The following is a 26,889-nucleotide window of genomic DNA, read 5'->3' as shown; positions in this document are numbered from 1 at the left end:
AGGGTGCTGGTGCGAAGGGTGCCAAGGGTGCGAAGGGTGCAGGGTGCGAAGGGTGCAGGGTGCGAAAGGTGCCGAAGCGTGCGAAAGGTGCCAAGCGTGCGAAGGGTGCGAGGTGCGAAGGGGTACCAAGGTGTGGAAGAGTGGCAAGCGTGCCGAGAGGAGCAGCTGCCAGCGCCAAGCTCAGGATATCTGATGCGCGGCTGAGGGCTGAATACCCTCACCCTTAGCACCCTAGCACCAGCACCCTTAGCACCCTTGGCCCCTTTGGCCCCTTTGGCACCTTTGGCACCTTTTTCTGCCGCCGCCCGCTACACTGCGATTTCGACCACCTCGCCGAGCTCGAGCGCCTTGAGCGACGGCAGCAGCTTCTCTCGGTCTCCGACGACGACCGCGAGCAGGCGTGCGGGATCGATGTGCTTGAACGCCGCGGCGGTGGCGTCATCTTCGTCGAGCGCCATCACCTTTGGAATGAACGTGCTGAAGTAGTCGTCGGGCAGGCCGTAGAGCGTGAGCTGCGCGGCACCGCGGGCGATCTGATCGGCGGTTTCGAAGCTCCGCGGATATCCCCGCGTCAGCGATGCGCGGCCGAGGTGGAGCTCTTCACGGGTGATCGGTCGATCGCCGCGGATGGCGCGGATCTCGCCGAGCGCCTCGCGCAGCGCGTCGGCGGTGGCCTCTGACTGGACGCTGGCGTGCAGTACGAACGGCCCGGGCGCGCGACGGAACTCGAACGCCGTTCGCGCCCCGTAGGTATAGCCCTTCTCCTCCCGCAGGTTCATGTTGATCCGGCTGACGAACTGGCCGCCGAGGATCATGTTGGCGACGAGCGCGGCGTGATAGTCGGGCGTCTTGCGCGGCAGGGCGACGTGCCCGATGCGCAGCTCCGACTGCGCCGCGCCGGCGCGGTGCACCAGCGCCAGCTTCGCGGCGGGCACCGGCGGGTTGGCAAACGCGTCGGGATCGGCCACCGGCCCGTCCGGCTGCGCCTGCCAGCCGTCGAATGCGCGGCGCACCGCGTCGATCATCGCCGCGTGCGTCGCATCCCCCACCGCGATCACCGTCGTCCGCGACGGCACGAACGCACGGCGGTGGAACGCGACGATGTCGCGGATCATCAGGGAGCGGAGCGCGCCTTCGGACCCGATCGGCAGATGGCCGTACGGATGGTTGCGGTAGATCAGCTGCATGAACGCGCGGTCGGCCAGCGCCGGCGGCATGTCCTTGAGCTGCAACAGCCGGTTGAGCCGCAGATCGCGGACGCGATCGAATTCACGCTGCTCGAAGCGTGGCGCCGCCAGCATGTCGCGCAGCAGCTCCAGTCCTTGGCCGAGATGCCGTTCGAGCGTCGTCAACGACATCACGGTGGCGTCATGACCGACCTCGAGATCCAGCTGAGCGCCGATGCGTCCGAGCGCCTCGTGCACGTCGAGCGCGGAACGGTCGCCCGCGCCCTCGTCGAGCATGTCGCCGGTGATCGCCGCCAGCCCCGGGCGATCCGGCGGATCCGACGAGGCGCCGACCGGCACGAGCACCAGGAGCGCCACGAGCGGCACCTGGTTGTGCGAGACGGTCCAGACTCGCAGACCGTTGTCCAGAACGGTGCGCTGGATCTCAGGAAAGCGGAATCGTGGGTCCGCGCCGAGCGCCGGCAGGCGGCTGCGATCGACGGACATTACGAGACCGCCACCGGCTCGGACTCGGGAAGCGCCAGCGCGACACGGCCGCGCGGCACCAGGCTGAGGATGACGCGCCCGGCCGGCCGCAGCACGGCAGCGGCCGCCCGCTGCAGCGCCTGCGGCGTCGCTGAGCGGTATCGATCGAGATCCTTGGCGAAGTACCCCGGGTCACCAAGGAACGTGTTGTAGGCGTTCAGCTGATCCGATTTGCCGCCGAACCCGCCGACCGTCTGCAGGCGGAAGAGAAAATGCGCCTCCGCCTGCGCGAGGCACCGATCGACCTCCTGTTCGGTCGGCCCGCGGTCGCTGACGTCGGCGATCTCCCTGGCGATCGCGCGCTCGACTTCCGCCAGCGTTCGCCCTGGCGCCGCGGTCGCGACGATCTGGAAGAAGCTGCCGCCCTCGCGCGAGTTCTGCGAAGCCGCCACCTCCGTGGCGATCCGCTGGTCGTAGACGAGCGCCCGATACAGGCGCGACGTCTTGCCGCTCGCCAGGACCTCCGCGAGCAGATCGAGCTCGGCGTCGCCCGCGGCGAACAGCGCCTGCGAGTGCCACGCCATGTAGAGCCGCGGCAGCTCGACGCGATCCTCGAGCACCAGCCGCAGGTCGTCGGCGCGCGGCGCAGGCTCGGCCAGCTGCACGCGCTCGGGCCTGATGCCGCCCGCGATCTCGTCGAAGTACTGCGCGGCCAGCGCGAGGCCGTGCTCGGGATCGATGTCGCCGGCCAGCGCCAGCGAGGCGTTGCGCGGGTGGTAGTAACGCTCGAAGAAGGCCCGCACGTCGTCGATGTGGGCGGCGCGGATGTCGTCGGCCGCGCCAATGGTCAACCAGTGATACGGATGGTCCGGCGGATAGAGCGCCGCCACGATCGCCATGCCGGCCAGGCCGTAGGGGCGGTTCTCGTAGTTCTGCCGCCGCTCGTTGAGGACGACCTCACGCTGGTTCTCGAACTTGGCGTCGGTGAGCGCCGGCAGTAGATAGCCCATCCGGTCCGACTCCATCCACAACGCCAGATCGAGCGCGTTGGTCGGCACCACTTCCCAGTAGTTGGTCCGATCGGCGTTTGTCGATCCGTTCAGCGCCGCCCCCGCCTCCTGCAGCGGATGAAAGTAGCCGCGATCGTAGTGCTGCGAGCCCTCGAACATCAGGTGCTCGAACAGGTGCGCGAATCCGGTCCGTCCGGGCGTCTCGTTCTTCGAGCCGACGTGATACCAGAGATTGACCGCCACGATCGGAACGGCATGGTCCTCGTGGACGAGCACGTCGAGTCCGTTGGCGAGCGTGTGCTTGCTGAAAGAGATGTCCATCGCTACCAGGCGACGATGGCGCGCTCGCGGCGAAGGTCAGCACCGCCCCGGAGCTGCCCGCTCGCCGGGTCGATGCCGGCGGCGACGACACCGGTCGAGATCCCATTCGGCGGACGGGCCAGCAGCACGTGCCCGCGCGCCCTCAGCTCGTCGAGGACGGCGCGCGGCAGGCTCGTCTCCACCTCGAGCACCCCTGGCTGCGTCCGGTGATCGTCGAACGAGCTGACCGGGTGGAGCGAGTTGACGCGCGGCGCCTCGATGGCCGCCTGCACGTCCATGCCGAAGTCGATGATGTTCAGCAGCACGAGCAGAATCTGTTGATCCTGACTGTCGCCGCCCGGCGTGCCGATGGCGAGAAACGGCTTGCCGTCCTTGAGGACCACGGTCGGTGTCAGCGTCGTGCGCGGCCGTTTGCCCCCGGCGAGTACGTTCGGGCTCGACGGGTCGAGATGGAACGCCTGCATCCGGTTGCTCATCGGCACGCCGGTCCGGCCAGCGATGAAGGCGCCGCCGAGAATCCAGCCGGAACTTGGAGTCGCGGAGAACAGGTTGCCGGCGGCGTCGACGACCTGCAGCGACGTCGTGTCGCCATGTTCGGGTGGATCCCCTGCCGGAACCGCGACGCCGCCGGCAGCGCGCGAATCGGCGGCCGGCAGATGCCGATCGCCTGGCATCGACGCGCTCGCGTGGAACGGATCGCCGGGTCGCTGTTCGAGGCTGGCGCGCTTCGGATCGATGAGCGCGCGCCGCGCCACGGCATACGGCGCCGACAGCAAGACGTCGCCGGGCACCCTCACGAAGTCGGGATCGCCGTAGTAGCGATCCCGATCCGCGTAGGCGAGCTTGATCGCCTCGACGGTCGTGTGCAGCGCGTCGGCCGATCCCGCCCCCATCGCGTGCAGGTCGAAGCCCTCGAGAATGCGGAGCGCTTCCAGCAGCGACGGTCCCTGGTTCCAGAAACCGGCCTTGTAGACCGTGTAGCCGCGGTAGGGGGCCGATGCGGGCTCCTCGACTCTGCCCGCGTACGACCCCAGGTCGTCTTCGGTCATCACGCCGCCGGCCTCGCGAACCGCCGCCACCATCTCGTGCGCGATCGGTCCCTTGTAGAAAGCGTCGCGTCCGGCCTGGATGGCCTGCTCGCGCGTCGCACCGCGCGCAAGCGCCGCCTGCTCGGCAGCCGCCAGCAACCGCAGCGTCGCCGCCAGGTTCGGCTGACGGAACACCTCGCCGACCGCTGTGAGCCTCCCGCCCGGATAGTAGGTCTCCATCGTCCAGGCGTACGGCTCGCAATTGCGGCGCTCCGTCTCGAAGTAGTGATGCAGGAACTCGTACATCGGGAAGCCGTCGGCAAGCGCGATCGCCGGCTGCAGGACCTCGGAGAGCGATCTCGTTCCATAACGGGCCAGCGCGATCGACGCCGAGTCGACGGCGGCCGGCAGCGTCGCGCCGAGTGGTCCGTTGCCCGGGATGGCATTCTTGCCGGCGAACAGCCGCGGATCGGCGGCGCGCGGCGCGGGTCCCTGACCGTTGATGACGACGACGCGCTGGTCACGCGCCGAATAGATGATGATCGGGGCCTCGCCGCCCAGGCCGAAATGCGAGATCTCGGTGACGGCCGCGGCGAAGATCGAGGCCACGCCGGCGTCGACCGCGTTGCCGCCCGCCGTCATCACCCGCGCGCCCGCGTCGGCGGTGAAGCTGCGGCCGGCCGCCACGATGCCATGCCGCGCGTGGACCTCGCCGCGAATCGACCCTGCACCCTGCGCCGACAGCGTCGCGCCCGCGAGCACGATGGCCGCGACAATGCGCGAGCGGTGGCGGGGAGCCATTCACTGCGCATCCTATTACGGATCGCGGCGGGCCCGTACCTTTGACCCGGGTCGACGCTCGAGTGAATCGACGACGCGGATGCGGGTCTACCGCACCTGCGTCAGCGGAATCGCTTTCGATTGCGGTTTGAGGGCGAGGATGGCCAGCTGCGACGCGAGCCTCTCCGCCACCTGCCGGAAGGACTGAGCCGCGCCCGAGTCCGGCTCTCCGATCACGATCGGCACGCCGGTATCGCCGCCGACGCGGATCGGCTCGTAGATCGGGATCCGGCCCAGAAACGGCACGCGCGTCTCGGCCGCCAGCGCCTCGCCGCCCCCCTTGCCGAAGATGTCGCTCTCGGTATGACAGGTCGGGCACACGAAATGGCTCATGTTCTCGATGAGCCCCATCGGCGGCACGTTCAGCTTTTCGTACATCTTCACGGCGCGGCGCGTATCGGCGACCGAGACCGTCTGCGGCGTGGTCACCAGCACCGCGCCGGCGACCGGGATCGACTGGCTGAGGCTGAGCGCCACGTCGCCGGTCCCGGGAGGCAGGTCGACGATGAGGTAATCCACCTCGTCCCAGGCCACTTCGCGGAAGAACTGCTGCACGACCCCGTGCAGCATCGGACCGCGCCAGATCACCGGCGTGTCGTCCTTGGTCAGGAAAGCCATCGACACGAGCTGGATGCCGTACTGCGTCGCGGGCACGATGCGGCGTCCGTCCGTGCCGAGCTCGGTCTGGATGCCGAGCATGATCGGCACGTTGGGACCGTAGATGTCGCCGTCGATCATCGCGACGCGCGCCCCCGCCTGACTGAGCGCGATCGCGAGGTTCACCGAGACGGTCGTCTTCCCCACGCCGCCCTTGCCGGCGCCCACGGCCACCACGTTCTTGACGCCGGCGACCGGCTGCTTCGACAGATCGCCGACCACCGCGGGCCGCACCCGCGCCGTCATGGTGACGTCGACCTTCGCGACACCGGGCAGCTTCGCCACCACGGCGCCGGCGTCCTGGCCGACCTGCGTGCGCGTCGACGCGCCGAACACCGCCTGCTCGATCGCCAGCGACACGCGGCCGCCGTCGATCTGCACCTCTTTGACGTATTTCGCGGCGACGATGTCGCGCTCGACGAGCGGATCGCGCACGCCGCGCAGCGCCTCGAGCACCGCCGCCTCAGTCACCTGCGACGCAGATTTCCACATGTCCACATTCCCTGATTTCCAAAACGCGCTAGATTCGCTCGGCGGCGATCTTTCCCACCACCGGCAGCCTGAACTCCTCGCCCTGGTACGCCTTGAACATCAGCAGCAGCCAGAGAATCGCCGACGCGGGCAGGATGACCACGACGAACACGAGCGCTCCCAGAATCGGCACGATCTGCACGAGGATGTCGATGGCGACCAGCGCCGCGAAGACGAGGATCGACTGCAGGGCGTGAAAGCGCACGAAGCGGTTTTCCTTCTCGACCACCAGGAAGATGATGCCGGTGACAAACCCCACCAGGTAGGTCAGCGCCGCCGCCAGATTCGCTTCGAGACCGGTCGACGTCTTCTCGGTGTGCTGCGGCGACATCAGCCGGCGCGGCGCCCCGTGCCCTCCGCGTCGCTGCCGGCGAAGAGCGCCCGTACATCGTTGTGGAGCAGCACCCAGTAAGTGTAGATCGCCAGGGCGGTGCCGAACGGCAGGACGAACAGGTTGACGACGGAGATCGCCAGGGCGCCGGTGCGCGCCGCCGGGCGGTAGCGGCGCAAGCCGCTGCCGACCCAGGTGTTGGCCCAGCCGCCGAGCGCCAGGGCCGCGGCGAACAGCACGAACAGCAGCGCGGTGAAGGTGGCGGTGAAGACGTCGGTGCGCGCGCCGTGCGCGATCGCGGCCGCGCCGACCGCCAGCAGCAGCAGCGAGAGCGCCAGCAGCAACCCCATGCCGCCCCACGCGAGTTGGAGCAGGCCGAGCAGGTTGACGTGCGGCTTCATACCCGGCTATCGAATGCGGATGCTTGCGTCGACGATGGTGTCGCGGATCCCGGCGGCGCTCAGCCGGAAGCGAATCTGCGCGCCGTCGCGCACGCCGGCGGGAATGCGGACGCGGACGGACTGACGACCCGGCAGATCGCCGCGGCCGCCGCAGTCGACGCACCACGCGTCCCACACTTCCCCGCGCCCGCCGCAGCTCTCGCAGGTGCGCGTCACCGCCATCGACAACGCCACCATCGCGCCCCAGAACGCCTCGCGCGGGGTGACGACGATGTCGGGCGGGCGGGCGGCACGCCCCGGCGCGCCGAAGAAGTCACGCTGCATCCGGTCGAGGACCGACAGCACCGAGGGGAAGTCGAGATGGACTTCGTCGGCCAGCATCCCCGTCAGCTGTACGCAGGTGTCGTCGCCCGAGATGTCGGGATGATATCGGCGAGTCAGCTGCCGGTGCGCCCGCTTGATCTCATCGGCCCCGGCGTCGGGCGAGACGCCGAGGACGTCGTAGTAGTCGCGCATACGCGCTCAAAAGGACGTTACCATGCTCCGACATGGCCGACATCAAGGAATGTCCGCTCTGCGGCGAGACGATGCGCCTCCGGGTCAGCGAGCGTACGGACGCCATCCCCGGTACAGGACAGGTCTCGACCCGCACCATTGGCGAGTGGGTCTGTCCCGAGTGCGATTACTGGGAAGAGGCCGAAAGCGGGAAATGAGGCTAGCGGGCGCCGAGGGTCAACAGCATTTCCTTGCGGATCGCATCGTCGAAGTCCTCGAACTTGAGCGCACTTTCGCACTCGTCGCAGAGCACCTCGATTACGGCGGGACGCCCTTCGTCGTTCACTTCGACGCGTGAATCGTCCAGATGGACGACGTGCATCTGCAGGGTCTTGATCAGAAAGTTCCGGGCGTTCCCGCAACTCGGGCAGGTCAACGGCATTTTGAAATTGTATTTGCTCGCTCAGGCGGAACGCAATCTATTCCTCGTCGTCGTCTTCGTCGAACTCGGACGGGTCGCCGAGACGGAGGATCTGACCCGAGTTGTGGCCGGCGAGAATGCAGTGCGGCCCCTTGGCCTCGAGCGACACGACGGCAACGTCCCACGGCCGGGCACGGTAGGCGGCAGCCACGCAGCCACACGGCAGCCCTTCGAGCGCTTCGAGCTCGAAAATCGTGCCTGTCGGCCTGACGGAGCTGATGGAGCTCATGGACGCCGCTGTGAGTGCCATAACCCTATACCTCCGATCGTCGAAACCGCCCGGTGCGGCTGACGTCTGGCGGCCCTCTCTGCAATCTCGGGACCAGTTATTGGCTTAGACAGCGTATCGGTGTCTCCGGTTCCCTTCTGCAGCGAAGTTACAGAAAGATAACGATTTGGCTCGCCCGCTCCTCTTTAGGCCGAGCCAGCCTCACTGACCTCGCTGCATGACAATTCATGGCACTGTGCGGTCTGCGCCCACGGGCGTCGCCGGAAATAGCTCAGCGCTTGAGGTTTACCTTGAGGTGACAAAAATTGTGTGCCCGACCGCCACATTTCGACAAATGGTAACGTCCTAGACCCGCCTGAAAGTATGAGACCGGCCCGAGGCGGACACCCAGGTGACGCCCCCGACATCCCCCTTGTCCCCCGGCTGACTGACAGCCTGGACGAACAGCGCCTTGAATGAGTCCGGGAGCACGTCTCCGAGGCTGCCGCGTCCCGCTGAAAACGCGCCGTCCTTCAGCCCGCTCGACAGATACAGGCGGTCGCGCGCGCGAGTCAGTGCCACATAGAGCAGCCGTTTCGTCTCTTCGCGCTCGCGCCGGCGCTCGTCCTCGTCGCTCTCGGACACGAACGGGCCGACCGTCACCTCGTCCGCCGACACGCGTACGGGACGGGGGAACCCGCTCGCGCCCTTGGCCAGGTTGACCACGAACACGATCGGGAACTCGAGCCCCTTCGACGCGTGAACCGTCATCAGGTTCACCGCATCGACCGCCTCCAGCACGGCATTGGACTCGTCGCCGGCGGTCAGCGAGTCGAGGTGGTCGGCGATGCGCGGCAGGGTGGCATACCCGCCGTTCTGGATGCGGCGGATCACGCCGCGGAGTTTCTTCACGTTCTCCCAGGCCTGCGAGGCGCGGGCACCTCGCAACTCGTAGGCATACGCGGTTTCCGGAATCAGCTCTTCGATCAGATCCGCCGGCGGAATCCGGTCCACCCGTCTCAGCCATCCGGGCACGGAGCGCCGGGCCAGCGCCAGCGCCGCGCGGTCGTCCTCGTCGAGCGCTTCGAGCGGAACGTCCGCGCCGGTGATCGATGCCGCCAGATGGGGCGCCAGTCGCGCCAGCGCCACATCCGACAACCGGACGAAGCGCGATCGCAGGAACGCCGCCGCACGGAGATCCGAGGAAGGATTGGCGAGGTAGCGGATGAGGGCCGAGAGATCTTTGATCTCGTCGGCATCGAAGAAGCCGAGCCCTTTGTAGACGTAGGCCGGGATGCCGCGCGCCTCGAGCGCCGCTTCGAACTCGCGATGGCTCGCGCGCGAGCGGAAGAGGATGCCGACGTCGCCCGGACGGGCCGAGCGGCGAACGCCCGTGTCCCGGTCGCGCACGGTTTCGCCGCGCAGCAGCCGCGCAATCTCGTCCGCCACCGCGGCGGCGCAGTCCTCCGCGTCAGCGGCCGCGACGATGCCAAGCGCTCCGCCATGCTCGACGGCGTCAACCGGGAACATGTCGCCGCGGTCGTAGGTGAACTCGTCCACACGCCGGGCATGCTGCGCGAGTTCGCCGCAGACGTCGTTGACGAAGGCCAGCAGCTCCGGCACGGCACGGAAGCTGCGCGAGATGGAGCGCCGAGCCGACGAGCCCGGACGCAGCGAGTCGATGAAACCGCCCGCCTCGTGCAGCATGGCGCTTTCGGCGTCGCGGAAGCGGTAGATCGACTGCTTGCGGTCGCCGACGATGAAGATGGAAGGGTTGGCGGCGAGGCCGAGCCCTTCGCCCCACGATTTCACGAGCAGCGAGATGAGCTCCCACTGCTTGCGGCTCGTGTCCTGGAACTCGTCCACGAGCACGTGGTGGTAGCGCCCTTCCAGCCGGTAGCGGCTCTGCGAGAACTCGTCCATCCGGGTGAGCAGCTGCACCGCCCTCTGCAGGACGTCGGAGAAATCGAGGAGCGAGCGCTCGTTGAGCGCCGTCTGGTATTGCGCCAGCGCGATCGCGAACATGCGGCGGACGCCGCGGGCGAGCACGACGTTCAGATCGCGCGCCATGGCACGCACGACGTCGGCGACGGCCGGACCGAGGCGCAGCGCTTCCTGGCGGTGGCGCCGCCCGGCTTCGGGACTGGGGTAGTCGCCGGCCGTGTACGGATAGATGCGATCGCTCGTTCGCGGCTTGCCGTCTGCCTTGAGAAAATGCGCCGCGGCGCGGGTGATCAGGCCGCGGACGGCGGCATTGGGCGCCGCGCGGAATTGATCCAGCCGCCGCAGATCCTGCGCGAGCAGCCGATACCGAGGCTGCGACAGCGGCCCGGCGTCGAGAAACGTTTCGAGGCCGCCCGGCCCGCCCGCGGTGGCCAACACGTCCTGCAGCGCCTCGATCGCGAGACGGCAGACGGTGTCAGCCGTCAGCCCCGATGGACCGCGGACCAGAAAACGATCGAGCACGTCCGACGCCACCAGTCGCCGCTGCAGCAGGTGCGCCAGCCCCTCGCGTGTCCGATTCAGGCCGAGCTGCGCCAGCACCAGCGCAACCTCAGGCTCGCGCCTGGCGAGGCCGATGAAGATCGCCAGCGACTTGTCGAGCGATCGCTCGACGAGCCTCGGCACCTCGGTCTCGTCGGCCATGCCGAAGCCGGGGTCCAGGTCCGCTTCCAGCGGGAATTCGCGCAGGAGCGACAGGCAGAACGCGTCGATGGTGCTGATCTGGATGTCGGCGAGCCGGTCGCGCAGCGCCGTCCAGCGCGTGCGATCGATGGCCGAGCGCGCCGCCGCCGTGCGCAGCTCGCGGATGATGCGCTCGCGCATCTCCGCGGCAGCCTTGCGCGTGAACGTGATCGCCAGGATGTTGGCGGGATCAATGCCCCTGGCCAGCAGGTTGACGTAGCGCGCCACGAGCACACTCGTCTTGCCGGTGCCTGCCGAGGCCTCGAGCACGACGTTCTGCGCCGGATCGGTGGCGAAGGCGCGCGCTTCGACGTCCGGATCCCTGACCTCCGGCGTCGGTGTGCGGTCGTCTCCAAACAGCGACGGCTGATCGCTCATTTCTCGAACTCGTCGCCGACGTAGTCCTTGCGACAGACGCCCGCGTACTGGCACCAGTTGCAGAGAAACGGCTCGTCGGGCTGCACCGGGAACTCGCCGCGCTCGATCGCGTCGACGGTGGCGAGCAGACGCGCCTCCCCGTCGGCCATCGCCTTTGCCGCGTTCTGCACCTCGACGAACGGCGTCTTTTCCTTGAACGCGACATACCCTGCACGGCCGACCGTCCAGGTCCGTCCATGCCGGCCGCGGAGCGCCTGGGTGGCGCACGCGCCGTACACCGGCAGCTGCAGCGACCGCTTCCGTTCCGGCGCCCGGCCGAGTTTGTAGTCGACGAGACGGAGCGTGCCGTCGGCCAGCAGGTCGATCCGGTCGGCCTTCGATCGGAGCGCCAGCTCGCGGCTGGCCTCCGCATCGTGAAACGTGAACCGCCCCTCGAGCTCGTATTCGAGCAGCCGCTCCACCACCTCGACCTCGTCGTCGAGCTCGAACGCGAAGGCACGCTCGCCGAAACCGGCCGCGGCCGCCGAGCCCAGCAGCAGCGTGCGCTCGAGCGCGCGGTCGCTTTCGGGCAGACGCGCCAGACGGCGTTCGGCGACCGCGTCGAAGAGCACCAGCGCGTCGGCGACGTTCGATACCGTGATCGCGCCATGGCCGGCCGCCTGCCACTCGCGGAAGAACGCCTCGAACACCTCGTGCACGAAACGGCCGCGTTCCTGCGCGGTCATCCAGGCCTCGCGATCGCGCTCCTCAGGCAGCCGCAGCACGTGCGCGGCGAAGTATTTGAACGGGCACTCGAGATAGCGTTCGAGCTTCGAGACAGCATAGACGCCCGGCGCGCGCGGACCGATGCCGCCGCGGAAACGCGGCGCGGCAAACGCGCGCGCCCGGCGCAGCTCGAGCCATGCCGACGGCCTGCTGTCGAGGGCCGGCAGCCGATCGGCGCCGCCGACGAGCGCCTCGTGGACGAAGAGCGGTTCCGGCGCAGCGGCGCCCGCCAGGGCCGGCGGCGCCACCAGACGCTCGATCGGCAGGCCCGTCGCATCCACGTCGTCGAGCAGCGGTGACGGCGAGACGATCGCGTCGTCTTCGAGCGTGAACGTCGAGAGCGAGACGCGCCGCTTCGGCAGGCGCAGCAGATCCTGAAATCGCGTCCGCGAGGCGGCGAGCCGATCGTGATCCGACGGCCAGCCGAGCGGCGACAGCAGCGACGCGGGATAGAAGACGTTGCGGGTGCCGCGCTCGGGCCAGTCGCTCTCGACCAGGCCGACGAGCCGCAGTTCGTCGAGATCGGCGTAGCGGGCGGCCTCGGCGTCCAGCAGCCGAAGGCCGGCGTCTCCCATGCGCGGCGAAAACGTCTGCGCCTCGATCCAGCGTCGCACCGCGCCGGAGAGTTCGCCGACGGTCAGCGGCTGTGGATCGCGCGACGCATGCGCCTGGCGCAGCGTCGCGAGCGCCGCGAGCACGGCGCCGCGCGCGCGCATGTGGCGCTCGTACCAGGAATCGGACGGCTGCGGCAGGCACTCGTGGGAGGCGATGAAACCCAGGATCCCGTCGATCTGTTGCGGCGCGGTCGGCGCGTCGGCCGCCGTTTGCAGGACTTCGACGGCGGCGACGACGCCGGGAGGCGCCACGGTGCGCAGCCCTTCGAGATCGCCGAGATACTTCCCAGCCGCCAGGCGGCGATCGAGCCCGTGCACGTCGGCGAGCCCGAGCGTCCCGTCCGGTCCCGGGAACGCAAAGTGCGGGCTGCGCAGCAGTTCGATCAGCGCGGCGCGGGTGAAGTCGGCGGCCATCGCGGCAAAGACGAGATCGACCGCCGCGGCGAACGGCTCGCCGGCGAGCGGCAGCGAATCGAGCGCCTGGCAGGAGAGCCGCGCGTCGGCGAACACCTGACGTGCGAGATAGATGTAGGGCAGCGGCCGCTGATAGACGACGCCAAGACGGCTGGTGTCACCGCCTGCGGCCTCGATGCGCGCGGCGATCCGGGCGACGGCGGCGAGCTCTTCCTCGCGATCGCGGCAGACGAAGGGCCGGGCGGTCCCATACGACGGGTCCTCCGGCACGCCGTCGGGAACCATCAACATCGGCGGCGGTTCGGTACCCGACTCGCAGGTGAGATCGACGATTCCTGGCAGCAGGCTCTCGTGGAAACGCAGGTAGGAGCCGGACTCGAGCAGCGCCTCGGTCGCGATGACGTCGATCGCCTCGAGGCCTGGCATCCGCGCCAGCAGATCGAAGTCCGCCGTCCAGAGCCCCTTGGGATCGGCGGCCTGATCCGCCACGGTGACGACCACCTTGCGGAAGAGCGGCACCGTCGCAGCGAGCGCCAGCGCGCGGATGCCGTGCTCGTCGACCGCTCCCGCGGTCTGACGCTCGAACTCCTCGAATGTGGCCGTGAGGAAAACCGTCTGGGCCAGTAGACGCGCGGCGCCGCGATCGATCTCGACCGCCGGCTGCAGCGAGCCGCGCACGAGGCGATCGAAGTCGGCGACGCTGCGATGATGCCGGCGCAGCGCGTCATAGAGCGCGAGGATCTCGCGGACCAGACCGGGCCGCAGATTGAAAGGCGGTTCGGCGCCCGACTCATGAGCCGCGCGCGCCGCCTTGCGCAGGAGCACTTCCCGCTCGAACGGCGACAGCGCCGGCGGCGCGCCGGGCAGGCGGGCATGGATCGCCTCGTAGAACTCGTCCCGGGTCATCAGCTGGCCGGGGGCGAGCCCGCGGTCCTGCCGAAGCAGCTCCTCGGCCGCGCTGCGAGTCGGCACGATGACGGCGCATTCGCTGGGCACGAGCGGGCGCGGCAGGCTCTCGAAGATCGCCCGCTGAAACGCGCGCAGGTCGGCGGCGCGGAGGAGACGGGTCGTCCGCGGCGTGATCACGACGCCGCGGGCGCACGCGTCGACGCCAGCCGCGCCAACTGGTCGGCCGCGCGATCGAACAGCAGCATCGCGCCGGCCGCCGCCGACGAGGCCTGCCACGCCTGTTGCATGTTGCCCGACGCGATCGCCTTCAGGCGCCGGTCCGCCGCCTCCAGCGCCAGCGTCACCGCGTTGCGCAGCATCTCGTGGGCGGCGGCGGCTTCCGGCGGCACCGGCGTCGCGGCGAGCTGCCGCAGCGCCGTACTGGTCCGCGCCGACAGGCTCACGAGATGGATGCGCGCGGGGCCAGCGAGCAGGCGGATGTCGTCGAGCGCCGACCGAGACGTGCGCATCACCGCGAGCGCCCCGGCGATGCCGCGCTGGTAGGCCTGGATGACGGCCACGCGCGCCGCGAAGCTGTCCTGCGCCAGCCGCAGACGGCGCGCCGAGTCCAGCTGGGCGTCGAGCGCCGCAAGCGCGGACGCCATCTCGTTCGGTCGCCGCTGTCCGAGACGGTCGTCCTCGCGCAGTATCCGCTGCATCAGGTCTTCGACGCCTCGCACGTTGGCCGTCCGGGCATAGCGTCCCGCCTGGGCCAGCGTGCCGTGGATGAGCGTCGAGTAGGCGTGATCGGCCTGGCGCTCGACCGCGAGCGCCCGATCGACGCGCGCCACGAGCGGCGCCGTCCAGTTCGGGTGTCCTTCGATCCCGCCAAGCGCCTGCTGGATCGATGCGAGCAGCGAGGTGCGGTCGGCGGCGTCCGGCGCCAGCGACGCGGCGCGAATCGCCTGCTGCAGCGTCTCCTCCTGGGTGGGCGCCGGCAGGAGGGGGGCCGACGGCGGTTCAGCGACACCCGCCACCAGCGTCAGATCGTAGTTGGGCACGCCGCGGGCGTCGGCGATCGCCCCGTCGAAGAGCACCGCCAGCCGGCCGACGTCCGCGGCGCGGTAGCCATAGTGCTCCGCCGCCCACTTCGTCACGTTCTGCCGCGCCTCGATCGCCATCGTGATCTTGCTCTGCGGATCGGGCGCGAGCGCGATGTCGTTGAGCGCGCGCGTCACCGCGTCGGTCAACAGCGCATAGTCGTTGGCACCTTGCGTCTCGGCGTAGCGCTTCGCGCGGACGCTCTCGGCATAGGCATCGGTCTTGTCCCAGTCGATCGCCGAGGCCGGCAGGCTGAGCAGCTGCACGTCAGACGCCGCAGCGCCGCCGCCGAGCGGCAGCGACACGATGACCCGATCGCCGGCCCGGGCGTATTCGCCGTAGCTGACGATGGTCGATCCATCGCGGAGGAACAAGCGATAGAGCGCCACGTCCGCGGGCGCCTGCGCGCGCGCCGCGACGGCGCCCGATGCCATCAGCGCTACGCAGAGAGCTGAACGAAGCCAGCCTGTGGAAAACATGTGGACGGACGGTGGAAAGCCTGTGGACATTCTGACATGCCGCCAGTATTTTGTGGGCGGTCAGTCCAGATTCCCGCCGCGTGCTGCATGTGGATGCGCCTTCGCGCTTTCTTTCGCTTGCGGGCAGCGGGGCGGGCGCGCAGAATGCTCCTTCCGCCGTGACCGTTCAGCGCTTCGACGAAACTATCAACGGTCGTGCATACCGCATCGAGGTATCCGCGATCGGCACCGATAACTTCCGCGCCCAGATCGCCCGGGCGCCGGGCGGATCGCGCGCGATGATGCCCTTCTACGGACGGACGCCCACTGAAGCCGTCGAACACCTCAGCCGCTGGCTGAGCCTGAATCACGCGCGTCCTCCTTCTCAGGTATAGTGGCGCTCGTGCGCCCGCTCCGCGTCGCCGCTCTTCTTTTGACGTGCGCGGCGCTCGCGTGGTCCGCCGCGGCGCAGGACCGGCAGCCCGATTTCGATCGCATGCTGCAGCAGCAGGCCGACACCGATCAGGCGTGGCGATCGGCCGCCGACGGCCACTTCCAGGCCGAGAAGATCACCTATCGCAGCAGCGCCGGCGATCTCGATATCCCGGCATGGGTGTTCCAGCCTCTCACGATCCGCGGGCCGAAGCAGCACCCGGCCCTCGTCTGGACGCACGAGAACATCCGCGGCCATCTCTACGAGCACTACATCCCCTACGTCCGCGACGCCACCGCCAGAGGCTACGTGGTCATCGCGCCGGAATACCGCGGCAGCGTCGGCTACGGCCAGCCTTTCTATGACGCGATCGACTACGGCGGCAAGGAGGTTGACGATGTCGTGACCGCCGCCGACGTGCTGGTCAGCCGCTACCCCGCCGTCGACCCCGAACGGATCGGCATCATCGGCTGGAGCCACGGCGGCATGATCACGTTACTCGCGATCACGCGCAATCCGGCCAGGTTCAAGGCCGCGGTGGCGATGGTGCCGGTCACCAACCTGTTCCAGCGGCTCGCCTGGAAAGGCACCGATCGCCAGCACGAGCTGATCGATCCCGCCAACCGCTACGGCGGCGTGCCGGGCAGCAGCGAGACCAACGCGATCTACAAGGATCGCTCGCCCCTCTACCAGATCGACAAGCTGCAGATTCCGCTCTACGTCGGCGTCACGCGCAACGATCAGGACGTCAACTTCGAGGAGGACCAGCAGCTCGTCGATGCGCTGCGCGCCCGCAAGCCGGCGCTCGCGACGACGACCATCTACGACAACCCTCCGTTCGGGCACACTTTCGATCGGCAGGTCGACCCGAAGACGTGGGAGCCGCGCAACTTCCGCGAGCAGCGCGATTCCTGGAACCGCGTCTGGGCCTTCCTCGACTGGAATCTCGATCCCTACAACGATTCGGCGAAGAAGCCGGATCGGTAGGCGGCCCCCGTCAGGCGATCTGCGAGGTGCACTGCGGGCAGCGCGTCGCCTTGAGGTTGATCGCCGACTGGCAATAGGGACAAGGCTTGGTCGTCGGTGCCGCCGGACCTTCGACTGAAGCCTTGATCCGGTTCACCTGCTTCACCAGCAGGAACACCACGAAGGCGACGATCAGGAACCCGATCAGGTCGTTGATCAGCTGCCCGTAGGCGATGACCGGGATGCCCTTCGCCTTGGCGTCGGCGAGCGACTGCGGCAGTCCCTTCGAGTGGTCGAGCGTCACGAACAGGCTGCCGAAGTCGACGTGGTTCAGCACCAGCCCGAGCGGCGGCATGATGATGCCTTCCACCAGCGTCGTGACAATCTTGCCGAAGGCGGCGCCGATGATCACGCCGACCGCGAGGTCGACGACGTTGCCGCGCGCGATGAAGATTCGGAACTCTTTCCACATTCGGTGAATCCTCTCAGATGCCCGACGACTTCGTCGTCACGGCGTACAGCGTGTGGTGCGTAAGGATGAAGAGGGTGCGTCGATCGGGGCCGCCGAACAGCAGCTGGATCGGCCGCTCGGGCACGTCGATACGGCCGATCGACGTGCCGGCGCGGTCGAAGACGAAGATCTGACCGTTGGCGACGAACACGTGGCCGGCGCGGTCGGCGACGACGCTCTCGCCACCGCGCTCAGCGAACACCTCCAGGCCGCCGAGCGATCCGTCGGGCCTCACCGTCGCTCGATAGGTGCGGTTCTCGGCCCCGCTCGCCACGTAGACCTGCTCGCCTGGCGCCGCCGTGATGAATCCGGTCGCATCGAGGTTGTTCGACCAGCGCCAGCCCGTCGGATCCATGCCGGCGACGTTGTCGTCGGGGCCCTGCCGGAACACCCGCCCGTGCGGGAGCACCAGACTGCCGTCGGGCGAGACGTAGGCCCGCTCCCGCGGCGTGGTCATGTCTTCGGCGAACATCTGCGCGTTCGTCCGGAATTCGAGCGTGTCGGGATTGAGCTGATCCTTGAACTCGCCGTTGTCCCACACGTTGCCAGGCAGGACGAACCGCGCGCCCGCCGGAGCCGGCCCCGCCTTCGCGTCGAGCACGGCTACCTGGTCGAGCGGCGAGCCCGGGCGGAACGAATAGACCGTGCCCTGCGGTCCCGCGGAGGACTGCACGAGCAGACTGCCGGAGGTGTCGATCGCCAGATTCACGGCGTCGGCCGTGTCGTGCCGTACGACGACCAACCCGCGCGCCGCCGACCACGCGAAGATGCGCTGCTGGCGGTGGTCGACGAAGTAGATCGTGCCATCGGGTCCGGCGGCCGCGCCGGCGATCGCGTCGAAGCCGCCGACGATTTTGTGGACCGCACCGTCCTGCACCGCCGGCGCCGTCGCGGTCGGCGCCGCGGCGGCCGGCGGAAAGTCGAACACGGCGAACTCGTGTTCGCGCACCTCGCGGCCGGTCTTCATGTCCTGGATCGCGTTGTCGTAGGGAAACCTGCTGACGCGGAGAAACGTCCCGCAGCCGCTCTCGTCGCAGGTCCCGTAGCCGCTCTCGGCGTTGACCCGCACGTTGCGGAACCGGATGCCGGTCGAATTGCTGATCCGCGCCGCTGAGGAAAACGGCGCGTGACTCCGTGTCACCCGGTAGGCGTGGTAGTTGTTGATCGCGATGTTCTTCGAGTCGTTGATCTCGAACGAGACCGAATCGGGGCTGCTCGGCGCTTCCTCTTCGGTCTGCGGCGCGTTGACGTCCCAGTTCTCGACGCGATCGAACTTGAACTCGTTGTGCATGTGGTGCTCGACCGAGATCTCGTAGGTGTGGCCGGGCGTCGTCGTGTCGGACACGTAGAAGCCGCCCTGCGCCAGCGTGTTCGCCGACCAGATGTTGGCGAACGAGCCGCCGCCGCCGTGGGTGACCCAGATGCTCGGCTGCTGCGCGCCCCAGCGGCCCGCAGAGAACGGGTTGCCGCCGCGGCCGCCGTCTGCGGTGTTGTAGTACATCGTCCGCGTCTCTTGCGGCAGGAATCCGCCATTGTTGATCTGGACGTCGGACATCAGCGATCGCTCGGCCGACATCCACTTGATCGCCGTCGCGCGCGGGTTGACGCCGCCCGAATAGAAGCCAAGGCCGCTGACGATGTTGGCGCCTCCCTGCGGCGCCTCGAGGATCGCCTGCGGCGCTCCGACGCCCTGGAACCCCGGCGTCGAATCGGGCAGATCGAACTGCGTGCTCTGCGAGTGCAGTGCGATCAGCACGGTGTCGGGCTTCATCACGATCGTCTTCTTGACGATGTAATAGCCGAGTGGAAAGTAGAGAACGGGGTGCTCGGCAATCGCTTTCTGGATCGCGTCGGTGTCGTCGGTCCTGCCGTCCCCCTTCACGCCGAGCGTGTGCACGTTCACCCACTCCGACGTCGGGGGCAGCGACGGCAGCGCCGCGGGCAACGCCGCCGGCAGCGTGGCGAGCGGCTCGAGGCTGACCCGCGTATCGAAGCGGCCGATGCTGTCGTTGGTGACGACGACGCCGTAGTTGTAGTGCGCGACACGGTAAATCGGCGACGGCGCCGCCCGCGTGCGGCCGCTCTCGCGGAATCGCGCCAGGACTGGCACGTTCGCGCACACCGTATTCTCGAACCCGACCTGAGTCGACGGATTCCTCTCGTTGCTGATGAGGACGACGGCCGTCGAGACGTTCTCGAAGCGGCTGTCCTTGACCCACACCTGGTCCGAGTAGCCCGGATCGATATCGACCGCGACCGGAACGTTGCGGATGGTGTTGCGCACCAGCGTGAGCTGGACCATGTGCTCGCGGATCGCGGCGTCGCGCTGCCCGTCGAACGTCGTGTCGATCGCGGTGAACTGCCAGAACGGCGACGTGTTCTCGGTGATGATGCCGTAGCGGCCGCCGGTGATGTGCAGGTCTTCGACCTCGTTGCCGACCTGCATCAGCCCGGCGAGCCCTGAGCCGAGCCGCAGATTCATGTGACTGAGATAGCCATGCTGCGCGACGTGAAACCGGATCGCGGTGGCCGCGGGGTTGCCGTCGCCGATTTCGACGTCGACGTTGCTGATCGCCGAATAGAACGTCACCGGGCTGGCATCGGGCACATCGTCTCGCGGCGGGACCTGGCCGGGTGGCGAAAAGGCCACGCGCGGCGGCGGAGCGCCGCGGCCCGCCCCGCCGGCCCGCCCTCCCGGCACGCCGCCCCCAGGCCCCCCGGCATTGCTGAACATCACCATCAGGCCGATCCCCTTCTGGTAGCCCGGCGTATTCGCTCCGAGCACGAGAACAGGCCGGGTCGCGCCGTAGCCGATCACCCGGACGGCACGCCAGAGATAGAGAGTGCGGGTGATGCGATAGCGCCCGGCGGGGATGAACAGAACACCGCCGTTGGGAGTCGCGGCCGCCTTGTCGATGGCGGCCTGGAGCGGGCCGCTGTCGTCTGCGACGCCGTCCCCTTTCACGGAGGAATCCTGCGGCGTGAGATAGACGGCGGCGGGATCGTCGAGCCGCGAGGTGAAGACGGATTGGGCGGTGGCCGCCGTCGACATCGACAGGACCAGCGCGAGAAACGTTACGACCCGGCGAAGCATCGGGCGGATTATAGCGGCGGCGGTGGCGGCCGCGCCGTAAACTCGAGGCGGCCGTTACCGCGCGTCCGTCAACCGAATCGACTCAGCGATGCGCCGGAAGACGTCCGCGAACGCCGGCGCGTCCGCCTCCGGCACGACGGTCAGGTAGTAGAACAGGCTGCCGTCCGACAGGAACGTCGTGTAGATGTCGACGCGCTCGCGCCCGCCGAGCGCCGACGGGTTGACGAGCGGCGTGAGAAGAGCGCTGCGCTGCGAGATGCGGAGCGCCTGCCGATCACCGCCCGTCTGCAGGCCGGGATTGCCGCGCGCGATGGCGTCCAGAAACGTGTCGGTGGCGGCGTGCAGATCGCGCGAGTTCGACTGGGCGACGCCGAACTCGACGCCGTAGGTGAATACCGTCTGGCCCTTGAGATCCCCATAGCCGTTCGGCGGCACGACCTTCATCGACGTGCGCGAGGCCAGGCTCGTCCAGTCGGACGGAACGGACGCCTGGAACACCTTGCCGCCGCTGATGTCGTGGAACTGCGACGTCGGACGCGGCACCGGATCGCCGGGTCGGCCGACCGAGCGGGCCATCTCGCCGGTTTCGCCGCCGCCGGTGTTCTTGGCGCGCGCCAGTTCCGCCGTCGTCATGGCCTTCGGCAGTCCCGCGAACGCCGTCTTGATCGTCGGAAACTGCGTCGAATCGGGTGGCGCGCCGAGGCTGAGGTGCGAGGCCTCTTCGTCGATGTACTGGGATCGGTTGCCGGGATTCGGATGGTCACTCAGCCACTGTGGGCCGTTGCCGCCGCTCGACTTGGCCTGCGACTCGATCGTCTCGAACATGTGCGCGAGGGCGCGGGGATCGTAGCCGGCGCGGGCCATGATCTGGACGCCGAGGATGTCGGCCTGCTTCTCGAAGTCGCGGCTGTAGCGCATCACGACCGTGCCCAGGCCGAACTGGCTGCCCTGCGTGATCGCGGACCCCGCCGCGCCGCCGACCACGGCGCCGCCGACGGCCCCGGCAATCTGGCCGAGCTGCAGCCACGGATTCTGCGCCTTCGTCATATTGGCGGTGCCGTGGCGCAGCAGGACGTGCGACAGCTCGTGCGCCATGACGCCGGCGACTTCCCCCTCCGACGCGGCGGCGTCGAACATTCCGCGATGCACGAACATCGGGCCACCGGGGAGCGCGAAGGCGTTGATTTCCTTCAGGTTCACCGGGGTGAAGGAATACTCGTAGACCGGTTGCTTGAATTCCGACGGCGCCGATTCGACCAGCCGGTTGCCAAGCCGCGTCAAATACGAATCGATGTTCTCGTCGCGGATGATGGGATACTGCTTGCGGACCTCGGCCGCCGCCTGGCGGCCAAGCTCGACGTCCTGTTGCGGAGTGAACTTGTTCTTGGGCAGCTTGATGACGGTCTGCGCGCCCAGCGCGACGGAGACGGCGACGGCCGCCGCGATGACCGCGCCGGCGACGCAGGCGCGCGGGTGGACGGACATGGTGGTGCTCATATTGTGCGCTGAAAGGATGAACGATGCGTAGATGGCTTGCCGCCGCGCAGGTGTTGGCCCTGGCGACCGTGCCGATCGTGCTGTCGGCGCAGCCGCGCATGCTGAAACTGGTCTCGACCGCATGGCCGCCGTTCACCAACGGCGAGGGGCAGCCGCGGTTTGCGCTCGACCTGGTCGAGAACGCGCTCGGCCGCCTGCACCTCTCGTCGATGACCACGATCGTCAGCCCGTCGGACTACGAGGCGAAGCTCCTGTCGGGCGACTTCGACGGCAGCGCCGCGGCGTGGCGCGATCCGATCCGCGAGCACGTGCTGCTCTTCTCGCGGCCGTATCTCGAGAACCGGCTGGTGCTGGTCGGCCGGCACGGCGCCGACGTGTCCGCCACCACGCTCTCGGCGCTCAAGGGGCGTCGGATCGGAATCGTCGAGGGCTACTCGTACGGCGCGGTGATCGAAGGCAGTGGTCCGGTGTGGGTCCGGACCAGCCACGAGGAAGACAGCCTGTCGGAGCTGCTCCAGGGCCACGTCGACTACGCGCTCATCGACGAGCTCGTCGTGACCTATCTGATCGCCAACCATCCGCAGGAAGCGGCGGCGCGCCTGCAGATCGGCGCCGCGCCAGTGCTGACCCGCGAGCTGTACTTCGCGGTCTCGCGCACGCGCCATGACGCCGAGTCGATCGTCAACGGCTTCAACACCCAGATCCGCAACATGATCAAGGATCGGACCTACCACAAGCTGCTGCACGTCGCCTGGATCAGCGCCGACATCAACGGCGACGGCGTGCCGGAGCTGATACCGGCCAGCGATCACCCGGGACCGGCGGCGCCGACGCATTCGTACTCCCTCTTCTCGCTGCCGGCCGGCACGACGCTGGACGGCACGAAGGAAAGCGTCTTCGTCGGCGGCAAAGTCTACGACAGCTGGTCGGCGGTGCCGGACAGCTACAAGAAATGGGACCCGACACAGCCGGATCCGCGGCAGGTGTCGCCGATCTTCAAGTTCGTCTGGTAGACGGTCAGCGCCTCGCATTGGCATCGCGGAGCTGGACGACCACGGCGAAGAAAAAGCCCGTCGACCACCCGCACATCAGGATTCCCGTCAGCGCCTCGATGCCGACGTCGAAGTGCCAGAGCGGCGGCAGCACGATGTCGCCGTAGCCGGTCGTCGTGTAGGTGACCGCGCTGAAGTAGAGTGCCGACGACAGATCGGCGAGCGCGCCGCTCCAGACGTAGAGTGCGGCCCAGGCGCCGATCTCGGCGAGGTGCAGCAGGACCACCGACACCGCGACGAACACGAGCAGCAGTGTCTCGCGCCACAACGTCTTCGCCTGCGGCGCGACGCGCTGCACCCGGTTGAGCGCGGCGCTGACGCCGACCGCGTGAATCGTCACGCAGAGCGCCATCAGGCCGAAGCCGGCCAGGAGACGTCCGATCACCGCGACGGCTCGTAGACGAGCGCCTGGATCGAGCGGCGCACGCTCTTCGGGAGCGGCCGGCGTGCCAGTTTCATCGCGTACACCTTGGTGGCGACCGCCTCGGCAATCGCCAGCGAGATCTGACGGATCTCGGCAAGCGGCGGATACAACGCGCCCTGGTCGAGATCCCGCTGCCGCACCAGGCCGGCCAGCGTCCGCGCGGCCGTCAGGAAGATGTCGTCAGGCAGCCGGCGCGCGTCGCAGGCGACGGCGCCCAGACCAATGCCCGGGAACACGTAAGCGTTGTTGCCCTGCGCCGGCCGCCAGGTGCGCCCGGCGAGAGTGACGGGCGCAAAGGGACTGCCGCTCGCGAAGATGGCGCGGCCGCCGCTCCAGGCATAGGCTTGCTCGGCCGTGCACTCGGCCTTCGACGTCGGGTTCGACAGCGCGAAGATCACCGGGCGCTCGCTGATTGCGCTCATCCGCTTGATCACCGCCCGCGTGAATGTCCCCGGCGCGCCGGTCGCGCCAATCAGGATGTCGGGCCGGATCGCCTCGATCGCGTCGAGGAAGGCGAGTGGCTCCCGGTCGAGCGCATACGGCAGGTTGTGCTCGAGGAGATCGCGGCGGCGCTTCACGACCAGCCCGTTGACGTCGACGAACGCCAGCCGCTGCCGCGCCTCGTCGCGGCCGAGCCCCTCCTCGACGAGCGCCGCGGCGACGAGGTCGGCGATCCCGGTCGCGGCCGATCCCGCGCCCAGGAACATGATCCGCAGGTCCCTGAACCTGCGGCCGGTCAGGCGGGTCGAGGCATACACGCCGGCAAGCGCCACCGCCGCCGTGCCCTGGATGTCGTCGTTGAAGCAGAGGACCTGATCGCGATAACGGTGCAGGAGGGCGTAGGCGTTGGGCGTGAGGAAGTCCTCGAACTGGATCAGCGCCCGCGGGTAGCGCGCCTGGACGGCCTGCACGAACTCGTCGATCAAATCGAAGTACGCCTTCCCCCGCAGGCGCGGCCGCGGATACCCGAGATAGAGGGCGTCGTCCCGCAGCGCCGCGTTGTCGGTGCCGGCGTCGATCGTGACCGGCAGACACAAGCGGGGATCGATGCCGGCGCAGGCGCTGTAGAGGGCGAGCTTGCCGATCGGAATCCCCATGCCGTTGGCCCCGAGATCGCCGAGGCCGAGGATCCGGTGTCCGTCGGTGACGACGATGACGCGGATGTCGCGCTGCGGCCAGTTGCCGAGGATGCGGCGGATCGATCCGCGTTCGGCCGGCGTGATGAAGAAGCCCTTCGGCTCGCGCGCGATGTGCGAGAACTCGCGGCACGCGTCGCCGACCGTCGGTGTGTAGATGATCGGCAGGATCCGATCGACGTGCGCGATTACCGTCTGATAGAAGAGGCGTTCATTGCGCTCCTGCAGCGACGACAGCAGCATGTAACGGTCAATGTCGCGCGGCAGCCGATCCAGGTTTTCCATGACGCGATCGACCATCCCGCGTTCGGTCGAGACACAGTACGGCAGCAGCCCGGTGAGCCCGAGCCGCTCGCGCTCCTTGCGGGTGAACGTGATGGAGCGATTGAGTGTCTTGTCGCGGAGGATATCGGCACCGCGTTTGCGCGCGGAAGGCATACGCCAAGCAGGAGGCGGGCCGCGGCACAGTCGCGCCGGCGGGTGCTCGAAACTGCTGGAGGCAGAGGACTTCGCGGCCGCATCGCCGCCGCCCGCGCCGCCGCGGCTCCGGCGGGCCGGAGGAACGGCGCGTTTCCGGAGCCCTGGGCGGTCCGCCCCAGGATGTTAGGATGCGCCCGGAGAGCCTGATGTCGCCCCTATCGAGACGCGAATTCGTGGCACTGACCGCCGCCGGCGCGGCCGGCGCGCCATTCCTGGTGGGTGGATTCGCGCCGGCCTCGAACGGCCTGACTGCACAAGAGGTCGTCGAACGCATCAGGAAGAACGTCGGCGTCGACTGGAGCGACGATGGCGTCGACACGTTCAAGGCCGGCGATCCGTCGACCGTGGTGACCGGCGTCGTCACCACGTCGATGGCAACGCTGGAGGTGCTGCGGAAGGCGGTCCAGGCCGGCGCGAATCTGGTCATCACTGCGGCGCCGACCTTCTACTCGCGAGCCGACCTGCGGGAACTGCCGGCACGCGGCGGCGGCCCTGGCGCCGGTGGCGCCCGCGGCGCGCCGCGCGGCGGCGGTGCCGGCACGACGCCGCCAGCCTCGCCTGCCGCCATCAGCGGCCCTGGTACCGGCGCCTCGGCGCCGATGCCGCCGGCGCCGCCACTGCCCGAAGCGGTGGTGCCGCCGTCGCAGCGCGGCGCGTTCGCCGCCGGCGCGGCGAGCCCTCCCGCCGATCCGGTCTACAGCGGGAAGAACACTTTCATCGATCAGCACAAGCTGGTGATCTACCGTCTGACCGAGCATTGGAACCGGCGCAACCCGGACCCGCGCGCGCTGGGCCTGGCGGCGGCGATGGGCTGGACGAAGTACAAAGCCGGCGAAGACGCGCGCAGCTACGAGATCCCTGCGATCGCATTCGACACGCTCGCCGGCCAGCTGAAGAAAGCACTCGGCGCCCGCGGCGGCATCCGCGCGGTCGGAGATCGGACGCTGACGGTGCGGAGAGTCGGGCTGCTGCCAGGATTCACGCTCATCAAGGATGCGATCGCGATGCTGCCGGCAGCCGACGTCATCATCACTGGCGAGGTCCAGGAGTGGGAGTCGGCCACCTACGTGCAGGACGTTGCATTCGCCGGCCTGAAGAAGGGCTTCGTCTCGATCGGCCGCGTCGTCAACGAAGCGCCGGGGATGCAGGTCTGCGCCGACTGGCTGAAGACCATCGTCGCCGAGGTACCGATTCGGTGCATCCCGGCGGGGGATCCCTACTGGAGGCCGCTGTAGTGCTGACCGCCGGCGAGATCGTCAACCGGATCAAGGCGGTGATGGCGGTGGAAGGGGTCGCCTGGAGCGACGCCTCGACGCGCGACCGCTTCAAGTTTGGCGGCCCTGACACCGTGGTCACCGGTGTCGCCACCACGTTCATGGGCACGTTCGAGGCGATCACCAGGGCCAGCGAGCGCGGTCTCAACATGATCGTCACGCACGAGGACACATACTGGAACGATCCCGACAACACGCTGGTCGCCGAAGCCGATCCGCTCGTCTACAGGCGGAAGATCGAGTTCATGACGCAGCACGAGATCGTGATCTTCCGGATCCACGACCACATGCACAGGCAGCGGCCCGACTTCACCTTTTCGGGCACCGCGCGCGAGGTCGGTCTCGACCCGGCGACCGAAACCGCGCCGAACTCGCACCGCTTCGTGATTGCCGAGACGACGCTTGGCGAGCTGGCGGCGCGCGTGAAGAAGATCCGCGGCGACGCGGCGATCAGGGTTGTCGGCGATCCCAACGCCAAGGTGAGCCGGATTGCGGTGGGCGCCGGCATGGCGACGCCGGCCGTGAACACGTTCGACGTCGACGTCGTGATCGGCGGCGAGCAGCGCGAAATCGAAGGGACGTTCGACAGTCCCGAGTATGTGATGGACGCGGCGGCGCTCGGAGTGCCGAAGGGCTGGATCGTCCTCGGCCACAACATGTCCGAGGAATCGGGGATGCAGGAAATGGCCGACTGGCTGCGGCCGATCGTCCCCGAACTGCACGTCCAGCACGTGCGGGCCGGCATCGTCTACTGGGCGCCGTAG

General features: G+C 68.6%; 23 protein-coding genes. 6 read left to right on the top strand and 17 right to left on the bottom strand.

Going from position 1 to position 26,889, the window contains the following annotated elements; translation table 11 throughout:
* Nucleotides 1-308 precede the first annotated feature (308 nt).
* The 7 genes from VGI12_13190 to VGI12_13160 all read right to left on the bottom strand — a co-directional run bounded on the left by VGI12_13190 (nt 309) and on the right by VGI12_13160 (nt 7,287).
* On the bottom strand, nt 309-1,673 hold the full coding sequence (locus VGI12_13190) for a pitrilysin family protein (GenBank protein HEY2433624.1): 1,365 nt from the start codon (nt 1,671-1,673) through the stop codon (nt 309-311).
* Complete coding sequence (locus tag VGI12_13185) at nt 1,673-2,983, bottom strand: pitrilysin family protein (GenBank protein ID HEY2433623.1); 1,311 nt, start codon at nt 2,981-2,983, stop codon at nt 1,673-1,675. The genes VGI12_13190 and VGI12_13185 overlap by 1 nt, the downstream gene beginning before the upstream one ends.
* A 2-nt stretch (nt 2,984-2,985) precedes the next feature.
* Nucleotides 2,986-4,812 (bottom strand): gamma-glutamyltransferase family protein, encoded by a 1,827-nt coding sequence (locus VGI12_13180; protein HEY2433622.1) that lies wholly within the window; start codon nt 4,810-4,812, stop codon nt 2,986-2,988.
* An 87-nt stretch (nt 4,813-4,899) separates the two neighbouring features.
* Entirely contained in the window at nt 4,900-6,000 is a 1,101-nt protein-coding gene (locus VGI12_13175) for an Mrp/NBP35 family ATP-binding protein (GenBank protein HEY2433621.1), read from the bottom strand.
* Between the two features lie 28 nt (nt 6,001-6,028).
* Nucleotides 6,029-6,370, bottom strand: coding sequence for a hypothetical protein (locus tag VGI12_13170; protein HEY2433620.1), 342 nt, complete (start codon nt 6,368-6,370; stop codon nt 6,029-6,031).
* Nucleotides 6,370-6,771 (bottom strand): hypothetical protein, encoded by a 402-nt coding sequence (locus VGI12_13165; protein ID HEY2433619.1) that lies wholly within the window; start codon nt 6,769-6,771, stop codon nt 6,370-6,372. The genes VGI12_13170 and VGI12_13165 overlap by 1 nt, the downstream gene beginning before the upstream one ends.
* A 6-nt stretch (nt 6,772-6,777) precedes the next feature.
* Nucleotides 6,778-7,287, bottom strand: coding sequence for a DnaJ domain-containing protein (locus VGI12_13160; protein ID HEY2433618.1), 510 nt, complete (start codon nt 7,285-7,287; stop codon nt 6,778-6,780).
* Between the two features lie 32 nt (nt 7,288-7,319).
* Between VGI12_13160 and VGI12_13155 the strand changes: the two genes are divergently transcribed.
* Nucleotides 7,320-7,484 carry a hypothetical protein gene (locus tag VGI12_13155; GenBank protein HEY2433617.1) on the top strand — a complete coding sequence of 55 codons (165 nt, stop codon included), beginning with the start codon at nt 7,320-7,322 and terminating at the stop codon, nt 7,482-7,484.
* Nucleotides 7,485-7,486: 2 nt separating this feature from the next.
* Here VGI12_13155 and VGI12_13150 read toward each other — a convergent pair whose 3' ends face one another.
* From VGI12_13150 to VGI12_13130, 5 genes are all read right to left on the bottom strand, one after another.
* Nucleotides 7,487-7,708 (bottom strand): hypothetical protein, encoded by a 222-nt coding sequence (locus VGI12_13150; GenBank protein ID HEY2433616.1) that lies wholly within the window; start codon nt 7,706-7,708, stop codon nt 7,487-7,489.
* Nucleotides 7,709-7,745: 37 nt separating this feature from the next.
* A complete protein-coding gene (locus tag VGI12_13145) occupies nt 7,746-7,997 on the bottom strand; it encodes a hypothetical protein (protein ID HEY2433615.1) in 252 nt (83 codons plus the stop codon).
* A 324-nt stretch (nt 7,998-8,321) separates the two neighbouring features.
* Nucleotides 8,322-11,018, bottom strand: a complete 2,697-nt coding sequence (locus VGI12_13140) for a UvrD-helicase domain-containing protein (protein ID HEY2433614.1) — start codon at nt 11,016-11,018, stop codon at nt 8,322-8,324.
* Nucleotides 11,015-13,897 (bottom strand): PD-(D/E)XK nuclease family protein, encoded by a 2,883-nt coding sequence (locus VGI12_13135; protein HEY2433613.1) that lies wholly within the window; start codon nt 13,895-13,897, stop codon nt 11,015-11,017. The genes VGI12_13140 and VGI12_13135 overlap by 4 nt, the downstream gene beginning before the upstream one ends.
* Nucleotides 13,894-15,234 (bottom strand): hypothetical protein, encoded by a 1,341-nt coding sequence (locus VGI12_13130; GenBank protein HEY2433612.1) that lies wholly within the window; start codon nt 15,232-15,234, stop codon nt 13,894-13,896. Before VGI12_13130 ends, VGI12_13135 begins: the two co-directional genes overlap by 4 nt.
* Nucleotides 15,235-15,359: 125 nt before the next feature.
* Here VGI12_13130 and VGI12_13125 point away from each other — a divergent pair, with 125 nt between their 5' ends.
* The gene (locus VGI12_13125) at nt 15,360-15,653 is read left to right on the top strand and encodes a hypothetical protein (GenBank protein HEY2433611.1); all 294 of its coding nucleotides are present in this window, start codon (nt 15,360-15,362) and stop codon (nt 15,651-15,653) included.
* Between the two features lie 8 nt (nt 15,654-15,661).
* Nucleotides 15,662-16,678 carry an alpha/beta fold hydrolase gene (locus VGI12_13120; protein HEY2433610.1) on the top strand — a complete coding sequence of 339 codons (1,017 nt, stop codon included), beginning with the start codon at nt 15,662-15,664 and terminating at the stop codon, nt 16,676-16,678.
* A 10-nt stretch (nt 16,679-16,688) separates the two neighbouring features.
* On the opposite strand, the gene mscL is transcribed toward VGI12_13120, so the two are convergent.
* From mscL to VGI12_13105, 3 genes are read right to left on the bottom strand one after another with little or no spacing between them, the layout of a single operon-like run.
* Nucleotides 16,689-17,129, bottom strand: a complete 441-nt coding sequence (gene mscL / locus VGI12_13115; protein ID HEY2433609.1) for a large conductance mechanosensitive channel protein MscL — start codon at nt 17,127-17,129, stop codon at nt 16,689-16,691.
* 13 nt (nt 17,130-17,142) lie between these two features.
* The gene (locus tag VGI12_13110; GenBank protein HEY2433608.1) at nt 17,143-20,262 is read right to left on the bottom strand and encodes a glycosyl hydrolase family 28-related protein; all 3,120 of its coding nucleotides are present in this window, start codon (nt 20,260-20,262) and stop codon (nt 17,143-17,145) included.
* A gap of 54 nt (nt 20,263-20,316) precedes the next feature.
* Nucleotides 20,317-21,747 (bottom strand): M48 family metallopeptidase, encoded by a 1,431-nt coding sequence (locus VGI12_13105; protein ID HEY2433607.1) that lies wholly within the window; start codon nt 21,745-21,747, stop codon nt 20,317-20,319.
* A 35-nt stretch (nt 21,748-21,782) separates the two neighbouring features.
* Here VGI12_13105 and VGI12_13100 point away from each other — a divergent pair, with 35 nt between their 5' ends.
* Nucleotides 21,783-22,772, top strand: a complete 990-nt coding sequence (locus tag VGI12_13100) for a transporter substrate-binding domain-containing protein (GenBank protein ID HEY2433606.1) — start codon at nt 21,783-21,785, stop codon at nt 22,770-22,772.
* A gap of 4 nt (nt 22,773-22,776) precedes the next feature.
* On the opposite strand, the gene VGI12_13095 is transcribed toward VGI12_13100, so the two are convergent.
* Together VGI12_13095 and VGI12_13090 are read right to left on the bottom strand one after the other, a co-directional pair.
* Nucleotides 22,777-23,196 (bottom strand): potassium channel family protein, encoded by a 420-nt coding sequence (locus VGI12_13095; GenBank protein HEY2433605.1) that lies wholly within the window; start codon nt 23,194-23,196, stop codon nt 22,777-22,779.
* Nucleotides 23,193-24,809: an NAD-dependent malic enzyme gene (locus VGI12_13090; GenBank protein ID HEY2433604.1), complete on the bottom strand. Its 1,617-nt coding sequence runs from the start codon at nt 24,807-24,809 to the stop codon at nt 23,193-23,195. Before VGI12_13090 ends, VGI12_13095 begins: the two co-directional genes overlap by 4 nt.
* 215 nt (nt 24,810-25,024) lie before the next feature.
* On the opposite strand from VGI12_13090, the gene VGI12_13085 reads away from it, so the two are divergent.
* Nucleotides 25,025-26,086 carry a hypothetical protein gene (locus VGI12_13085; GenBank protein HEY2433603.1) on the top strand — a complete coding sequence of 354 codons (1,062 nt, stop codon included), beginning with the start codon at nt 25,025-25,027 and terminating at the stop codon, nt 26,084-26,086.
* Nucleotides 26,086-26,889, top strand: a complete 804-nt coding sequence (locus VGI12_13080) for a Nif3-like dinuclear metal center hexameric protein (GenBank protein ID HEY2433602.1) — start codon at nt 26,086-26,088, stop codon at nt 26,887-26,889. The genes VGI12_13085 and VGI12_13080 overlap by 1 nt, the downstream gene beginning before the upstream one ends.

The sequence above is a fragment of the Vicinamibacterales bacterium genome (assembly GCA_036496585.1).
Classification (GTDB): Bacteria; Acidobacteriota; Vicinamibacteria; order Vicinamibacterales; family 2-12-FULL-66-21; genus JAICSD01.
This window is presented reverse-complemented; position numbering and strand designations above follow the sequence as displayed.

Bases quoted from the DNA above. Each gene is read 5' to 3' on its own strand.
- VGI12_13130 (HEY2433612.1), bottom strand. From the start codon at position 15,234: ATGGCATCGGGCGCCGTCGCGGCGCGCGCGCAGGCGCCCGCGGACGTG.
- mscL (HEY2433609.1), bottom strand. From the start codon at position 17,129: ATGTGGAAAGAGTTCCGAATCTTCATCGCGCGCGGCAACGTCGTCGAC.
- VGI12_13150 (HEY2433616.1), bottom strand. From the start codon at position 7,708: ATGCCGTTGACCTGCCCGAGTTGCGGGAACGCCCGGAACTTTCTGATC.
- VGI12_13145 (HEY2433615.1), bottom strand. From the start codon at position 7,997: ATGGCACTCACAGCGGCGTCCATGAGCTCCATCAGCTCCGTCAGGCCG.
- VGI12_13180 (HEY2433622.1), bottom strand. From the start codon at position 4,812: ATGGCTCCCCGCCACCGCTCGCGCATTGTCGCGGCCATCGTGCTCGCG.
- VGI12_13170 (HEY2433620.1), bottom strand. From the start codon at position 6,370: ATGTCGCCGCAGCACACCGAGAAGACGTCGACCGGTCTCGAAGCGAAT.
- VGI12_13100 (HEY2433606.1), top strand. From the start codon at position 21,783: ATGCGTAGATGGCTTGCCGCCGCGCAGGTGTTGGCCCTGGCGACCGTG.
- VGI12_13140 (HEY2433614.1), bottom strand. From the start codon at position 11,018: ATGAGCGATCAGCCGTCGCTGTTTGGAGACGACCGCACACCGACGCCG.
- VGI12_13175 (HEY2433621.1), bottom strand. From the start codon at position 6,000: ATGTGGAAATCTGCGTCGCAGGTGACTGAGGCGGCGGTGCTCGAGGCG.
- VGI12_13110 (HEY2433608.1), bottom strand. From the start codon at position 20,262: ATGCTTCGCCGGGTCGTAACGTTTCTCGCGCTGGTCCTGTCGATGTCG.
- VGI12_13160 (HEY2433618.1), bottom strand. From the start codon at position 7,287: ATGCGCGACTACTACGACGTCCTCGGCGTCTCGCCCGACGCCGGGGCC.
- VGI12_13190 (HEY2433624.1), bottom strand. From the start codon at position 1,673: ATGTCCGTCGATCGCAGCCGCCTGCCGGCGCTCGGCGCGGACCCACGA.
- VGI12_13090 (HEY2433604.1), bottom strand. From the start codon at position 24,809: ATGCCTTCCGCGCGCAAACGCGGTGCCGATATCCTCCGCGACAAGACA.
- VGI12_13105 (HEY2433607.1), bottom strand. From the start codon at position 21,747: ATGTCCGTCCACCCGCGCGCCTGCGTCGCCGGCGCGGTCATCGCGGCG.
- VGI12_13165 (HEY2433619.1), bottom strand. From the start codon at position 6,771: ATGAAGCCGCACGTCAACCTGCTCGGCCTGCTCCAACTCGCGTGGGGC.
- VGI12_13185 (HEY2433623.1), bottom strand. From the start codon at position 2,983: ATGGACATCTCTTTCAGCAAGCACACGCTCGCCAACGGACTCGACGTG.
- VGI12_13155 (HEY2433617.1), top strand. From the start codon at position 7,320: ATGGCCGACATCAAGGAATGTCCGCTCTGCGGCGAGACGATGCGCCTC.